Source organism: Neorhizobium sp. SHOUNA12A, assembly GCF_023006505.1.
Lineage (GTDB): Bacteria > Pseudomonadota > Alphaproteobacteria > Rhizobiales > Rhizobiaceae > Neorhizobium.
Genome location: NZ_JALBGV010000024.1, coordinates 54,930 through 70,487, shown reverse-complemented (window position 1 = coordinate 70,487; position 15,558 = coordinate 54,930). Strand labels below are relative to the sequence as shown.

Sequence of the window (15,558 nt, the reverse complement as noted above, 5' to 3'; positions counted from 1 at the left end):
CGGCCAGGGCGGACAGGGTGGCAACCGCGCCACGCTCGTCGTCGCCCAGCCGGTGGCGATCGGCACCGTCAACGACCGCCTCACGGCGATCGGCAGCGGCGAGGCGATCCAGTCCGTCGTCGTCATGCCGCAGTCTTCCGGCACGATCAACGAGATCAGGGTCGTTTCCGGCCAGAAGGTCACCAAGGGCCAGGTGCTCGCCCGCCTCGACGACGAAGAACAGACGATCGAGCGCGAAAAGGCGCAGGTCGCGCTGCAGAGCGCCCAGGAAAAATCCGCGTCCTACAAGAACCTCCAGTCGTTCTCGCGCCTCGACGTGCTCAATGCCCAGATTGCCGAACAGGCTGCCAAGCTTGCGCTCGCCACGGCCGAACTCAACCTGAAGCGCCGTGATATCGTCGCGCCGATCGAGGGAATCGCGGGCATCGTCGCGGTCAATATCGGCGACAACGTTACCACCCAGACCAATGTGGTGACGATCGACGACCGCACGGCTATTTTGGTCGACTTCTGGGCGCCGGAGCGTTTCGCCGTCGCCATCGAGCCGGGCCAGGCAGTCGACGCGAGCTCGATCGCCCGCCCGGGCCAGGTCTTCTCCGGCAAGGTCGAGGCGATCGACAACCGTATCGACGCGGCAAGCCGCACGATGCGCATCCGCGCCCGGGTCGAAAATCCGGGCGATGTTCTGCGCGCCGGCATGGCCTTCAATGTCGGCATGCGCTTTGCCGGCGAAAGATACCCGGCGGTCGATCCGCTCGCCGTCCAGTGGGACGGCGAGGGTTCCTATGTCTGGCAGGTCAAGGACAATAAATCGGTCAAGACCCGGGTGCGCGTCGTTCAGCGCAATCCCGATGCGGTGCTCGTGGGCGCCGAGCTCCAAGAGGGCGACAGGATAGTGACCGAAGGGCTGCAACGGGTGAGGGAGGGAGCGTCGGTCCGGATTTTCGGCGCGCCGGAAACCGCCGAGGTGGCGCGCCAATGAAGATGGAGCTTCCGGGGCATGGCCACGACGACGAGGGGAAGGGCGATGCGGAGAAATCCAGCCAGAGCTTCACCGCTCTCTTCGTCCGCCGGCCCGTTCTTGCCGCCGTCCTGAACACGCTGCTCGTCGTCGCGGGTCTTGCGGCGCTTGCCGGCGTCGAAGTGCGTGAACTTCCAGACGTCGACCAGCCGGTCATCACAGTACGCACCAATTACGACGGCGCCTCGCCGCAGACGATGGACCAGGAAGTCACCCAGGTCATCGAAGGCGCGGTCGCCCGCGTGTCCGGCCTGAAGGCGCTGTCATCGCAGTCGCAGTTCGGCTCCAGCCGCGTGACGATGGAATTTTCCGATAGAATCAACCTGTCGGAAGCCGCCAACGATGTGCGCGATGCCGTCGGCCGGGTCATCAACAAATTGCCGGAAGATGCCGACGAGCCCCGCATCGTCAAGGCTGACGCCGATTCCGACGCCATCATGCGCCTGGCGGTGACATCCTCGAAGATGTCGATGGAAAACCTGACCCAGCTGGTCAAAAACGCGGTCGTCGACCGCCTCGCCGCCGTGGAAGGTGTGGCGGACGTCGAACTTTACGGCGACCAGGACAAGGTATTCCGCGTCGACATCAACCAGGCTGCGTTGGCCGGTCGCGGCTTGACCGTTGCCGACGTTTCCAAGGCGCTGTCGAGCGCCGCTCTCGACGTTCCGGCCGGTTCGCTGAAGAGCACGACGCAGGACATCGTCGTCCGCGCCACCGCCAGCCTCACCAAGCCGCAGGATTTCGAAAACGTGCTGATCGGACCGAATGTCCGCATCCGCGACGTGGCGACCGTGGCGCTCGGCCCGGACGACGGCACGACCGTATTGCGCGCCAACGGCGTGCAGGGCGTCGGCCTCGGCATCATCCGTCAGGCGCAGTCCAACACGCTTAACATTTCCGAAGGCGTCAAGGCCGCCGTCGCGGAGATGCAGAAGACCTTGCCGGAAGGCACCCGCATCGCGGTTACCGGCGACGACGCGATCTTCATCCAGGGCGCGCTGCACGAAGTCGAGACCGCATTGATGCTCTCGGCGGCGGTCGTCGTCGTGGTCATCTTCCTGTTCCTTCGCGACTGGCGCGCCACGCTGATCCCGGCGATCACCATGCCGGTGGCGCTGATCGGCACGTTGGTGGCGATCTATCTCGTCGGCTTCTCGATCAACATCCTGACGCTGCTTGCGATCGTTTTGGCGACAGGTCTCGTGGTCGACGATGCGATCGTCGTGCTCGAAAACATCGTCCGGCGACGGGCGGAAGGCATGGGACCACGCGCCGCCGCCGTGCTCGGCACCCAGGAAGTGTTTTTCGCCGTCATCGCGACGACCGCGACGCTCGCGGCCGTCTTCATTCCGCTGTCCTTCCTGCCCGGCCAGATCGGCGGCCTGTTCAAGGAATTCGGCTTCGTTCTCGCCTTTTCGGTGGCGCTGTCGTCGGTGACCGCCCTGACGCTCTGCCCAATGCTTGCGTCGCGCATGCTGACCAAGCCGATGAAGGAAGACCACGGCCTGCTCGGCGCCTTCGGCAACGCGTTTGCCAGCGTCTATGCGTCCTCGCTGCGGTTTTGCCTCAACGCGCCGCTTGTCGTCATCGTCGTCTCGGTGGTCTTCTCGGTCGCCGCCTACAACGTCTTCGGCCTCGTCAAGAGCGAGCTGACGCCGCGGGAAGACCGCGCCACGATCATGCTGCGCCTGACGACGCCGCAGGGCGTCAGCCTCGATTATACGCGCGATCAGATGCAGCGTGTCGAGGAGAACCTGAAGTCGCTGCGCGATTCCGGCGAGATCACCAATGTGTTCTCGATCTCGGGATTCGGCAGCAACACCAATAGCGGCTTCATGGTCCTGACGCTGGCGCCCTGGGACGAGCGCACCCGCAGCCAGGACCAGATCGCTGCCGACGTCAACGCTGCAGCGCTCAGGGTTCCGGCGCTGCGCGGCTTCACCATGCAGGCGAACAGCCTGAAGATCCGGGGCGCCGGCAACGGGCTGCAGATGGCGCTGGTCGGCAACGACTACGACCTCCTGACCTCGACCGCCCTGAAACTCGTCTCGCATATGGAAAGCGAAGGCGGCCGGTTCTTCGATACGCCGCGCCTCACCAACGAGCCGACCCAGGCGCAGCTTTCGGTGGCGATCGACCGCGAGCGGGCCTCCGACCTCGGCATCGACATTACCGGCCTGTCGACTGCCATGCAGTCGCTGCTCGAGGGCCGTTCCGTCGTCGACGTCTTCGTCAACGGCGATGCGCTGCCCGTCAAGCTCACCTCGACCACGAGGCCGATCGACGATCCGACCGATCTTGAAAACATCTTCCTGAAGACCGGCGACGGCAAGATCGTGCCGATGTCGACGATCGCGACCCTGAAGGAAGGCGCGGTTGCGCCGCAGCTCAACCGCGAACAGCAGCTCGCGTCGGTCTCCATCTCGTCGAACCTGCGCGACGGCGTGGCGCTCGGCGATGCGGTCAAGGAAGTCACGGCGATCGCCCAGCCGCTGCTGCCGGCCGGTGTCCGCCTGGTGCCGATGGCGGAGGCCAAGACGCTTGGCGAAAACTCCAACGCCATGCTGATGACCTTCGGTTTTGCGATCGCAATCATCTTCCTGGTTCTGGCGGCGCAGTTCGAAAGCGTCTTGTCGTCGATCATCATCATGTCGACCGTGCCGCTCGGGCTTGCCTGCGCCGCGATCGCACTGGTGCTGACCGGATCGAGCCTCAACGTCTACAGCCAGATCGGCCTCGTGCTGCTCGTCGGCGTGATGGCGAAGAACGGCATCCTGATTGTCGAGTTCGCCAATCAGCTGCGCGACCGCGGGTCAAGCGTGCGCGAGGCGATCGAAACGGCCTGCGCCCTTCGCCTGCGCCCGGTGATGATGACGATGATCGCCACCGTCATCGGCGGCGTGCCGCTGCTGCTGGCTCAAGGCGCCGGTGCGGAAGCCCGAATCGCTCTTGGCTGGGTAATCGTCGGCGGCCTCGGTTTTGCGGTCATCGTGACGCTCTTCATCACCCCGGTTGCCTATCTTCTGATCGCCGGCTTCGCCAAGCCGCATGTGCACGAAGAGGCGCGGTTCCATCAGGAACTGGCGCATGCCACGCGTCGCAAGCCGGAAAAGCAGGACAACGAGGAAGAGGACGGCAAGGAACGGCTGCTCGCTGCCGAGTAACCGTCGAGTGACGATCCGTTCGAGCGCGCGGGTACTTCGTTTCCTCCCATCCTTCCTGTCCTCGGACCTGATTCGGGGACAGAAGAGATGATGTCGAGGTTTTTTGCGATCTACCGGCCCAGCAAGGCGTTGAGCTGACCGGCAAGCTCGCCGCCACCGGCGTGGTCCTCGGCCATCTTCTGGAACAATCCCGCCATTCCCCTGAAAATCTGCGAGGCCGGATCGTCTTCGCCGAGGAAGGCGGCGATCTCCTCCATCTCCGCCACCCAACGATAGGCTTTTGCATACATGTCGGGAATGGCGCTTGTGAGTTTCCGGTCGAGATCGGGCGCGCTTTCGGCCATCTCCCGCTTAAGACTCTGGTCGGCACCCGATCCGATGGCAGCAAGAAGCATGGCGGTGCCGAGCCCGGTCATGCCCTTGTTGATGCCGGCATAACACATCTTTAGCGCCGAGGCTGCTCCGACAACCCCTTCGATCCGGCGGACGTGAAGCCCGTGCGCGGCGAGAACGGCGCTTTTGTCCGCCCCGTCGCCACTGATATAGAGTTTTGGTCCGGCCCTTCCCGGCTGCGGCGGCAGGCCGATGATCGAGCCGTCCAGCACGTTCGCCTGGCCGGGTCTGAAAGCGGCTGCGACCGCATTCATCGTCTTTGGCGAGATCGCGTTGCAGTCGACGAATGTCACCGGGCTTGGCCGCGCTCCGATCGCCGCGGACAGACGTTCGGCAACGCCGATCGCCTCGGCGGGCGGAACGATCGACAGAACGATCTCCGCCCCGATGATGTCTTCAAGCGAGGCGGGTTCCATTCCGGCGGCCCTGGCCCGCTCGCGGGTCCCGGGTGAGCGGCCTTCCAGATAGGTCAGCACGCTCGCGCCGCCCTCCGCCAACTGCCGGCCGATCCCGCTCCCCATTGCGCCCGCGCCGATGATTGCAATTGTCGCCATCGCTGATCTCCTGAAATTTGATAAAGGCAGAACCTGATTTAGAGCATCGATCGGCGACTTGCAGGTGAACTATTTTGCGCCGGGACAAAAAGACCTGTCCGTGACGCGAAGGCCTTGCCGGCGATTCGCGCCCGGCACCCGGAAACTCACCTTGCCGGGGCGCAAGGACTTACCGGCACGGGAGGCTCATCGTCGACATCTCGCTGCGGTGGTCGGTTTCGAGACTTCTTATCGTCACAACGGTCACGAGCCGGGCCTGTTAAACTTGCGGCAACCTTGTGCATGGCATGGCATATCCCGCCACGCAGCAGAAGGAGAGACGTATGGCGCTGATCGGCTTCAAGAATACCCATAACCAGTCCGTATACATCAATCCCGCCCAGGTGCTTTACGTCACGACCTTCGAAGAGGAAGTCACCATCGTCGCTCTTGCGCTCGCCAGCACCGGCGGCAAGCCCACGGCCGTCTATGTCCGCGGCAATGTCGATCAGGTACAGCAGAGGCTGAGCGTAGCCATAGCGGGCTAGGTTCGGCATCAGGTTTCGCGTCCGGCATCCTATTCGAGTTCGTTGGGCAGCGCCGTCGCGGGGATGTCCCAAGCTTCACCCGCCTGTCGGCTCAACGACTTAGTTTAATTTTCCACCTCTCTCATCCCCGCCTTCCCAACCCGTGCCTAAAATCCCCCCGTTCCGTCGCGGATACACCGGCAGGCGTGCCGGCGAGGCGGGACCGGCGCCGGGTGGGAGGAAACGACGTAAGTCCTTCCATTCGGGGTTCGCGGAAAATGGTCTCCCTCCGGCGACGCGGGACGGATGAGAAGCTGTCGGACCGACTTCTCGTTTCGTTTTCCGTCATGGTGCGCTGGGCGTGCCTGTGAGGCACACAGGGTGATGGGGCCGCGTCGTGCGGCGTCCGAGGGTTTTTCAAAAACCCGGATTGTGCGGCGCAGGTGGAAGACGATGCCGGGCGGCAGTCATGGCCTGCGGCATCCTGGTCTGCGAGCGTGCATGACACCTTCTTCGGAGGGGCACGCAACCGTTCCCACAACCCCCGTCATCGCAGAGGGACCGGAGTCGCGGATATTAACCGCCGAACGGGGCGCTGAGAGGTGTCACTTGTTACTTATCTTACGAGGCAGCTTTCAGCGCCCCGTCCGATTCAAAAAACCGAAATCGCCAAGGCCGGATTCCGCCCGATCGGCCCACCGCTGTTCCGTCTGGACAAAACCCGACCCGTCGCCTAACCAATCCCTTGAAAAGACAAGGAGGAGAATGGCCATGGCGATCAAGGACGTGAAGGCGGGCCTTCGCAACGAAGAGGGCATCTCGACGGTCCTCGGCATCCTCAAGCAATCCTTCGGGGAGCGTTTTCAGACCGGCCAGTCGTTTCGCGAGCAGCACGCCCATACGACGACCTATCTGCCGGCCCAGCTTCCGGACGGCGTCGTCTTCGCTGAAAGCGCCGATGACGTCAAAGCCGTTGTCAGGGCCTGTGCCGACCATCGGGTACCGGTCGTGCCCTTCGGTATCGGTTCCTCGCTCGAAGGCCAGGTGAATGCGCCGTCGGGCGGCATCTCGATCGATTTCAGCCGCATGAACAAGGTGCTTCGGGTCAGCCCGGCGGATCTCGACGTGACGGTCGAGCCCGGCATCACCCGCGAGGAACTGAACCGTGAGCTTCGCGACACCGGCCTGTTCTTCCCGATCGATCCCGGCGCCAATGCCTCGATCGGCGGCATGGCCGCCACCCGCGCCTCCGGCACCAACGCGGTGCGCTACGGCACGATGAAGGACAATGTCCTGTCGCTCACCGTCGTCACCGCCGACGGCGAGGAAATCCGCACCGCGCAGCGGGCCCGGAAATCTTCGGCCGGCTACGACCTGACCCGTCTCTTCGTCGGCTCGGAAGGAACGCTCGGCGTCATCACCTCGGTGACGTTGAGGCTGCAGGGCATTCCGGAAAAGATCGGCGGCGGCGTCTGCGCCTTTCCGAGCGTCAAGGCCGCCTGTGACGCCGTGATCATGACCATCCAGATGGGCATTCCGGTCGCCCGCATCGAACTGCTGGACGACGTGCAGATGCGGGCCTGCAATGCCTATTCGAAGCTCTCTTATCCGGAAAAGCCGACGCTGTTCCTGGAATTCCACGGCACCGAGGAAACGGTGGCGCTGCAGTCGGCGCAGTTTGCCGAGGTCGCCACGGAATGCGGCGGCGACGAATTTCTATGGACCGCCAATGCCGAGGAGCGGGCAAAGCTGTGGAACGCGCGGCACAATGCCTACTGGGCGAGCCGGGCGCTGGCGCCGGAACTCGACGGCCTGTCGACCGACGTCTGCGTGCCGATCTCGCGGCTTGCCGAATGCGTCGCCGAAACCCAGGCCGATATTGCCGACCAGGGATTGCTGGCGCCGATCGTCGGCCATGCGGGCGACGGCAATTTCCACGTCCTGGTGCTCTTCGACGGCAAGGATCCGGCTTCGGTCGAAAAGGTCGAGGCGTTCATCGGCCGCCTCAATCACCGGGCACTTGCCATGGACGGAACCTGCACCGGCGAACATGGCATCGGCCAAGGCAAGATGTCATTTCTGGAAGAGGAACTGGGCGGCGCAGTCCAGCTGATGCGAACCATCAAACAGGGGCTCGATCCCAAGAATATCTTCAATCCCGGCAAGATCTTCAGGAATGCCGAATGAGATGCTCCCGCAAGCTTGACTTGCCTGCGAACCCAATAGAACTAGTCTCTTAGCAAGATCAGGGAGACGGATACCGTGCTCGGACGCATCCTGTTGGCATTCGGCGGATTGGTGGTGGTAGCGCTGTTCACGGCGCTGCTTGCTCCGTTGTTCGTCGACTGGTCAAGCCTGCGGGTAAGCTTCGAGGAACAGGCAAGCCGCATCCTCGGCAAGAAGGTCACCGTTCACGGCAATGTTGACGCGCGTATACTGCCGTTTCCCTCAGTCACCCTGCACGACGTAAGGGTGGGGGCCGATACGGATGGCCAGCCTTTGGTGCAGATCGCGCAATTCTCGATGGATATGGAGCTTGCGCCCTTCCTCTCCGGCGAGGCGCGCATCTTCGACATGCGCATCGAGCAGCCGAAGGCGCGGGTCCGGCTGCTGAAGGACGGCACGCTCGACTGGATGCGCGGCAGCCGCGCCGCGATCCCGGCCCATACCGTCGTCATCGAGGACGTGCATGTCACCGGCGGCGAGATTGACATGATCGACGAACAGTCCGGCCAGTCGCGGCATATCACCGGTTTTGTCGGCGACTTTTCCGCAGGTTCGCTGCGCGGCCCCTGGCGCGGTGAGGGCAATGCGACGCTCGACGGTTACGAGACCCGGTTCAACCTGGCGAGCGGCACGGCGGATGCCGAGGGCAAGCGTATGCCGCTGCGCCTCAGGCTCTGGCCGGATGCACAGCCCGTCGAGATCAATCTCGACGGCGAGCTTACCGTTGCCGACAACAGGCCTGCCTATAACGGCAACTTCACCCTCGATTTCCTGCAGGAGGAAGACGAGACCGAACCGGTGACGCCGCCACCGCCCGGACCGCGCCTGAAGGGCGGTTTCGAAGTCACCAACGAGCGCATCCGTATTCCGCAATACCGGCTGGAAGTCGGGGCGAGCGACAATCCATATGTGGTGACCGGTGAGGCGACGCTCGATACCGGCAACAAGCCTGAATTCCTGCTGACGGCCGATGGCCAGCAGATCGACGTCAACCGGCTGGGCGACGGGGCGCGGGCCAAGACCGGTCGCGATGCCGCCGCATCGGCGCAGCGGCGCATCAACAATTTCATCCGGCTGGCGGCGTCTATTCCTATTCCGCAGGTGCCCGGCCGCGCCAGCCTGAGGCTGCCGGCGATCGTCGCCAACGATACGACCATCCGCGACATCAGGCTCGACATACGGCCGGCGGGCCGTGGCTGGACTGTGGACAACGTCGTGGCGACCCTGCCGGGCCGCACGCAGCTGGAGGCGAAGGGCAGCCTCGTGCTTCGCGATCGGACGTCCTTCGTCGGCGATATGCTGGTCGCGTCCAGCCAGCCGTCCGGCCTTTCCGACTGGCTTTCCGGACGGGTGGCACCCGAACTGCGCCAGCTCCGGTCAGCCGGCTTTTCGGCGAAGGTCAATCTCACACCCGACCTGCAACGGTTCGACAACCTCGAACTGGCGATCGGGCCTGCGACGCTCAAGGGCCGTGTGGAGCGCCAGTCTGCCCAGGGGCAGACGCCTAATCTTTCGATGAGCCTTGCCGGCAACGAGATCGATATCGATGCGATGCGGGCGCTCGCCTCGCTGATGACCGGCGACGATGCCGGTCAGGATGTGCTGGACCATCGCGTCGCAGCGACGTTGAAGGCCGACCGTTTTACCGCCTTCGGGGTTGCCGCCAACAATGTCGATACCGCTTTCACTGTGGCTGGCGGAGCGCTTTCGCTGGAGCGCCTGACGGTCGGCAATATCGAGGGGGCGAGGATATCGGCACGAGGCCGCATCGAAGGCTCGCTGCTTGCCTATTCGGGCACTGGCAACCTCTCGTTTCGTTCCGGCGATCCGACGGCCTTCCTGACCATGCTGCGCAACCGGCTGCCTCCACATCCGGCTCTGGCCCGGCTTGCCGCAAACGGTGCGTGGTTCGCCAACACCGATCTCGGCGCCAACCTGACCGTCGGCGGAAGCTCGAACGGGGTGGAGATCGTCCTCAAGGGCAAGACGAACGGCAGCGCGGTCAATGCCGACCTCAAGCTTCCGGGCCTGTTCGACCTGACGGGCGACCCCGACATGACGCTGGTCGCCTCGCTCGACAATCCCGACCCGATGGTTCTTCTCGGCCAGGCGGGTCTCGATCCCCTGCCTTTCGAAGGGGACGGCACCGGCGAACTGCTGCTCAACGTGCATCAGGGGCCGGGTGCCACGGCAAAGACCGCGCTGTCGTTCACGACCGCAAAGACCTCGCTGGACGTCAAGGGTGACATGCGGATCGGCAGCGACGGTTTTGGGGAGGGTAGCGGTCATGTGACGCTGCGGAGCGCCGATCTGGAACCCTATCTGCTGATGAACGGTATTGCGCTGCCGCAATTCGGGACCGGTCTGCCGGTCACGCTCGATGCGGATGTCAGCATGACGCCGGAGACGGTCAAGATTGCGGCGCTCACCGGCGCGGCGGACGGCAACGCGATCAGCGGCGATATCGCCGTCGACCGCAAGGCGCCGGGCATGCCGGCGACAGGCTCGCTCAACCTCGACAACCTCGACCTCGCCTGGCTCGGCGAGGCGATCTACGGGCCGGTCAGCGATCCGAAGAGCGGTGCGGTTTCTTCAAAACCCTTCGCCCCGCCGGTCTTTTACGGCGCGGATGTTGCTCTCGACGTCAAGGCGCGGACGTTTCACACGGGCGCGTTCGGCAATATCGGCGATTTTTCGGCCCGCGTGACGCATCGCAGCGGCGGCATCACCATCGAGAATGGTGCCGGCAACTGGCAGGGCGGCCGGCTCGCCGGCCGGCTGCTGATGTCGAACGGTGACGGAACGGGACTTCTGCAGGCCCGGCTTTCGGCTGAGAACGCCGATCTTGCGCCGCTCGTCTGGACGAAAGGCGGAAAGCCGGTTGCCAACGGAAAGCTGGATTTCAACATGTCCGCCGAATCGACCGGCAAGACCCTGGCCGAGCTGCTTGGCGCCACGAGCGGTTCGGCCGAGTTGCGGCTGAAGGGCCTGACCATTGCCGGCATCAATCCCGATGCGCTGAAGCCCCTGATGGCCGGGGTGGACAAGCTCGGCGGAGAAATCACGGAAGCGAGGGTCCGGCCGATTGTTTCCAGCCTGCTGCATCAGGGAAATGCGGCGATCGGCAACGTCACCGTTCCGGTCACGATCACGGCGGGCGAAGCGCGGGCGCAGAATATTGCCGCCGCCGTCGGCACAACAAAACTATCGGGCGAGGGGCGCTTCGATCTGCTCGACGACCGCCTGAGCGCGAACCTGGCGATCACCTACAATGCCGGCGACGAGGCGCTGGCCGGCGGCGATCCGACAATCCGGCTCGATTATTCGGGAGATATTGCTGCGCCCACCGAACGGATCGATATCGCGGCGATGGCCAATTTCCTGTCGCAACGCGCTTTCGAGCAGCAGCGGCGGCGTGTGGAAACCCTGCAGGCGAGCGTTCTGGAAAAGCAGCGCCTTCGCCGCGAGGTGGCGCTTTATAATTTCCAGGCAATCGAGCGGCAGGCGGCCCGCGAAAAGGCGGCGGCTGAAGAGCGCGCCCGCCAGCAGGCCGCCGAAGCGGAACGCCAGCGCCAGGGCGTGGAGGCGGCGGCCCGGGCGGCCGAAGAAATGCGTCAGCGTCAGATCAGCCAGCCGCCGCAACTGATCGTGCCGCCGACCGACGACGCAATCCGTCAGAACTTCCCGAGCCTTCCGTCCGCGGGTACGCCCAACATGCCGAGCCTGCCGGGGGTGCAGCGATAGCTGCCGCAACGCGTTCGGGTCTATTTAGGAGGACTTCAGCCAGGTCAGGACGTGGACGCGTAACGCCGAGGAGAGGTTGCTGCCGGCACCCCTTTGATCGTCGATCTCGGCGATCAGGGTCGCCAGACTGATATCGCGTTTGGAAGCGATCGCTTTCAGCTCGAGCCAGAATTCGTCTTCGAGCGAAAAACTGGTGCGATGACCGTGAAGGGTCGCGGAATGTTTGCGGATCACGAAACTCTCCGGACCTTCTGAACAAGCTCGCTTATTCAGACTGTGGTATTTCCGGCGTCAAGCCGATCGGCGCAAGCCTGGTTAGCGGATCATTAATATGCACCGGACGGAAACTCAGTCGTCCTTGCCGGGCTTTTCCAGGTGGCCCTGGTCGAGCCCCTTCTCCGCCTTGTCATTGCGTGCCTTGGTCAGGGACTTGTCGGCCTTGGTACGGCCGAAGGTGAGGCGGTTCTGTTCCGCCTCCTTTTCCTTTTCGCGCCGTTCCTTAGCTTTGCGGAACTGGCGAAGGTTGACGATTTCGGCGCTCATGGCTGATGCGCCTCCCGGCGCTTACTGCTTCTTGCGGAAGGAATCGAGCGAGATGACGGAGCCAGGCTTCTTCTCTTCGCCGGGCTTGGCTTCGGTATCGGTGGACTTGGAAACGGCTTCGACAGGGATGGCCGTGATTTCAGCGGTGGTGTTTTCATCCTCGTCGGCGAGCGGCACTTCGAACTCGAGTTCGAAATTCACAGACGGATCGTAGAAGCCGCGAATGGCATTGAAGGGAACGACCAGGCGTTCCGGCGTGTCGGAGAAGGAAAGGCCCACTTCGAACTGGGTTTCGGAGACCTTGAGGTCCCAGAACTGATGCTGGACGACAATGGTCATCTGTTCGGCATATTTCGCCTTGAGGTGCTGCGAGATGCGCACGCCCGGGGCGCCGGTCAGGAAGGTGATGAAAAAATGATGTTCGCCCGGCAGACGGCCGGTGGCCGCAACCTCGGTCAAAACCTTACGGATGACGCCGCGCAAAGCGTCCTGCGCCAGAATATCGTAACGGATGTGGTCCTGCCCCATACGGTCCTGTCTTTCCATTCTCTCGTCTTTTAGTCAGACGCGTTATGCCATGCCGGCCCGGTGCGGGGAAGCCCCGACGAGCATCCGAGTCAGTTCCATAGTATTCGACTGGGGAGCGAAGGTGAAGGCTTCTGTTGCCAGGTGCCTTCGGACCCCGCCTTAAAGTGCTACCTCTAAGGACTTAGTTCGGATTTCCCGCACCGCCATTAGGCAGCGAGAGCATAACCCTTAGCGTTGTTGTCGTTTGCAACTACACTTTTTGACCCGATAACGGTGGTATCATGCCGAGCAAAAGTTCGATCTTTAAGCCCTTGTCGATCCTATTTCGCCCCCATCAAAAGCCGGTCCGCAAGGTTTTCCATGCGACCGACCGGTTTTTGGTGGAGGCGCCGGGTACCGCCCCCGGGTCCAATAGGTTTATTACACCGGCCGTTTATTGCCATAGCCGGACCGAAGTCCGGCAACCGTCATATAGGCGCTTCGCCCCTCGGTGAAAAGGGGTGGCCGGCGTGAAAGACCCCGATAATCCGATCGTCACGATGATTTTCGCACGGGCCCAGAGGAATTGGCCTCCTCGCGGCGGTTTGCGGTCATACAAGCAGGATTGAACCCCGCAATCGATCGCCACTGTGGCGCCGTGGTTTTCGAATGGCCTTCCGAAAGGTAAGGCCGCGCTGCCAGAAGGAAGCGCGGCCTTGGGGTCACTTTACCTGCGTGACCGTCAGCTTGCCGTTGACGCGTTCAGCGACGAACTGCACCTTGGCGCCTTCCTTCAGCTTGGTCAGCAACGCGTCGTCGCCGACCTGAAAGACCATGGTCATCGCGGGCATTCCGAGATCCTTCAGCTCTTCGTGGATGAGCGTGACCTTCTTGGTTCCGTTATCGAGCTTCTTGACGGTGCCCTTGGTGAATTCCTGAGCAAACGCGCCGGCGGCGGATGTGAGGGTGAGTGCTGCGACGACAGCAAATTTGAGAGCGGTTTTCATAGGTTTTTGCTTCTCTCTTGCTTACTTGTCGGCGACCGTGACGTCGCCGTGCATTCCGGCGTCGTAGTGGCCGGGAACGAGGCAGGCGATCTTGAAGACGCCGTCGTTGGTGAATTTCCAGACGATATCGCCGGACTTGCCGGCCTTGAGGCGGATCGCGTTCGGATCGTCATGTTCCATGTCCGGGAACTTCTCCATGACCGCCTTGTGCTCCATCACCTTGGCTTCCTGGTCGAGGACGAATTCGTGATCGAGCTCGCCTTCGTTCTTGATGGTGAAGCGAACGGTCTGGCCTTTGCGGACCTTGAAGTCGTTCGGGGTGAAGATCATCTTGCCGTCGGGCGTCTCCTTCATGCTGATCCGGATCGTCTGGCTGACTTTCGACTTGTCTCCAGGTTCGCCGGCGGCGATCTCGCCGTGGCCGCCCGCATGACTGCCCGACGCGAGGACCGGGGTTGCGAGTGTGGCCAGGAGGAGGCCGAGGATTGCAGTTTTCATGGTCATGTCCTTTTGCTTGGGAGTGTTTAGATCAGCCGTGGCTCGAATGTTTCGAAGGCGGCTGCGTCTTTGCGTCTTTGGCCTTGGGCGCGTCGGGGAGGTTTCCCGTCCACTCCCAGGCCTGTGTGCCGGGTGGGTTTTCGTACCAACCCGGATCGGTGAAATCGCCCGCCGAGATGCCCTCGCGGACCTTCACCACCGAGAACATGCCGCCCATCTCGATGGGGCCGTGAGGTCCCCAGCCAGTCATCATGGGAACGGTGTTCTCCGGTATCTCCATCGACATTTCGCCCATATCCGCCATGCCGGCGGTGCCCATGGGGACGTATTCTGGACGGAACTGCCGGATTTTCTTTGCGACTTCCTTTTTGTCGACACCGATAAACGTCGGGATTTCGTGTCCCATCGCGTTCATCGTGTGGTGCGACTTGTGGCAATGGATCGCCCAATCGCCGACGTATTTCGCATCGAACTCGTAGGCCCGCATGGCGCCCACCGGAATGTCGATGCTGACCTCGGGCCAGCGTGCCTCGGGTCGGACCCAGCCGCCGTCCGTGCACGTCACCTCGAAGTCGTAGCCGTGCATGTGGATCGGATGGTTGGTCATCGTCAGGTTGCCGACGCGGACGCGGACCTTGTCGTTCTTCGAGACGACCAGCGGATCGATGCCGGGGAAGATGCGGCTGTTCCAGGTCCAGAGATTGAAGTCGGTCATCTCCATGACGCGCGGCACATAGGTGCCGGGATCGATGTCGTAGGCGCTGAGCAGGAAGACGAAGTCGCGGTCCACCGGCATGAACTTCGGGTCCTTGGGGTGAACGACGAAGGAACCCATCATGCCCATCGCCATCTGGACCATCTCGTCCGAATGCGGGTGGTACATGAAGGTGCCGGACTTCACGAGGTCGAACTCGTAGACGAAGGTCTTGCCGACGGGAATGTGGGGTTGCGAAAGACCGCCCACGCCGTCCATCCCCGACGGCACGATCATGCCGTGCCAGTGGACCGTCGTATGCTCCGGCAACTTGTTGGTCACGAAGATACGAACGCGATCGCCTTCGACGGCCTCGATCGTCGGTCCCGGCGACTGGCCGTTGTAGCCCCACAGATAGGCGGTCATGCCTTCGGCCATCTCGCGTTCCACCGGCTCCGCGACGAGGTGAAACTCCTTGACGCCGTTGTTCATCCGGAAGGGCAGGGTCCAGCCGTTCAGGGTCACGACCGGGTTATAATCCGGACCGACGGATGGGCGAACCGGCGCCTGGGTTGCGGCGGAATCCATGACGGCCGCCTCCGGCAAACCCATGTTCGAAGTCTGGGCCCAGGCCTGGGAGGAGACGAGTGCGGCACCGGCGGCACCTGCCCCGAGCAATTGTCTTCTACTGAACATTCTCG

Annotated in this window: 12 protein-coding genes and 1 other RNA gene; 5 read left to right on the top strand and 8 right to left on the bottom strand. The window is 63.0% G+C overall.

Annotated features, from left to right (window positions below; genetic code table 11):
- Both MOV63_RS13465 and MOV63_RS13460 read left to right on the top strand, forming a co-directional pair.
- On the top strand, positions 1–982 hold a 982-nt coding region (locus MOV63_RS13465; protein WP_247034184.1), incomplete at its 5' end, for an efflux RND transporter periplasmic adaptor subunit.
- A gap of 2 nt (positions 983–984) precedes the next feature.
- Positions 985–4,185, top strand: coding sequence for an efflux RND transporter permease subunit (locus MOV63_RS13460; RefSeq protein ID WP_247034192.1), 3,201 nt, complete (start codon positions 985–987; stop codon positions 4,183–4,185).
- A gap of 110 nt (positions 4,186–4,295) precedes the next feature.
- Here MOV63_RS13460 and MOV63_RS13455 read toward each other — a convergent pair whose 3' ends face one another.
- Positions 4,296–5,132 (bottom strand): NAD(P)-dependent oxidoreductase, encoded by an 837-nt coding sequence (locus MOV63_RS13455; RefSeq protein WP_247034183.1) that lies wholly within the window; start codon positions 5,130–5,132, stop codon positions 4,296–4,298.
- 323 nt (positions 5,133–5,455) lie between these two features.
- Between MOV63_RS13455 and MOV63_RS13450 the strand changes: the two genes are divergently transcribed.
- The 3 genes from MOV63_RS13450 to MOV63_RS13440 all read left to right on the top strand — a co-directional run bounded on the left by MOV63_RS13450 (position 5,456) and on the right by MOV63_RS13440 (position 11,608).
- Complete coding sequence (locus MOV63_RS13450; RefSeq protein ID WP_038543470.1) at positions 5,456–5,659, top strand: hypothetical protein; 204 nt, start codon at positions 5,456–5,458, stop codon at positions 5,657–5,659.
- 750 nt (positions 5,660–6,409) lie between these two features.
- The gene (locus tag MOV63_RS13445) at positions 6,410–7,825 is read left to right on the top strand and encodes an FAD-binding oxidoreductase (protein ID WP_247034181.1); all 1,416 of its coding nucleotides are present in this window, start codon (positions 6,410–6,412) and stop codon (positions 7,823–7,825) included.
- Between the two features lie 75 nt (positions 7,826–7,900).
- Positions 7,901–11,608, top strand: coding sequence for an AsmA family protein (locus MOV63_RS13440; RefSeq protein WP_247034179.1), 3,708 nt, complete (start codon positions 7,901–7,903; stop codon positions 11,606–11,608).
- 24 nt (positions 11,609–11,632) lie between these two features.
- On the opposite strand, the gene MOV63_RS13435 is transcribed toward MOV63_RS13440, so the two are convergent.
- The 7 genes from MOV63_RS13435 to MOV63_RS13405 all read right to left on the bottom strand — a co-directional run bounded on the left by MOV63_RS13435 (position 11,633) and on the right by MOV63_RS13405 (position 15,553).
- The gene (locus tag MOV63_RS13435; RefSeq protein ID WP_247034177.1) at positions 11,633–11,842 is read right to left on the bottom strand and encodes a ribbon-helix-helix domain-containing protein; all 210 of its coding nucleotides are present in this window, start codon (positions 11,840–11,842) and stop codon (positions 11,633–11,635) included.
- A gap of 114 nt (positions 11,843–11,956) precedes the next feature.
- Positions 11,957–12,151, bottom strand: a complete 195-nt coding sequence (locus MOV63_RS13430) for a DUF4169 family protein (protein WP_247034175.1) — start codon at positions 12,149–12,151, stop codon at positions 11,957–11,959.
- Between the two features lie 21 nt (positions 12,152–12,172).
- Positions 12,173–12,679, bottom strand: a complete 507-nt coding sequence (locus MOV63_RS13425; RefSeq protein ID WP_038543462.1) for an SspB family protein — start codon at positions 12,677–12,679, stop codon at positions 12,173–12,175.
- A 120-nt stretch (positions 12,680–12,799) separates the two neighbouring features.
- Positions 12,800–13,180: a transfer-messenger RNA gene (gene ssrA / locus MOV63_RS13420) on the bottom strand.
- A gap of 200 nt (positions 13,181–13,380) precedes the next feature.
- Complete coding sequence (locus MOV63_RS13415; RefSeq protein WP_247034173.1) at positions 13,381–13,665, bottom strand: copper-binding protein; 285 nt, start codon at positions 13,663–13,665, stop codon at positions 13,381–13,383.
- 21 nt (positions 13,666–13,686) lie between these two features.
- Positions 13,687–14,163, bottom strand: a complete 477-nt coding sequence (locus MOV63_RS13410; RefSeq protein WP_038549284.1) for a plastocyanin/azurin family copper-binding protein — start codon at positions 14,161–14,163, stop codon at positions 13,687–13,689.
- A gap of 31 nt (positions 14,164–14,194) precedes the next feature.
- A complete protein-coding gene (locus MOV63_RS13405) occupies positions 14,195–15,553 on the bottom strand; it encodes a multicopper oxidase family protein (protein WP_247034172.1) in 1,359 nt (452 codons plus the stop codon).
- Between the last annotated feature and the right edge of the window lie 5 nt (positions 15,554–15,558).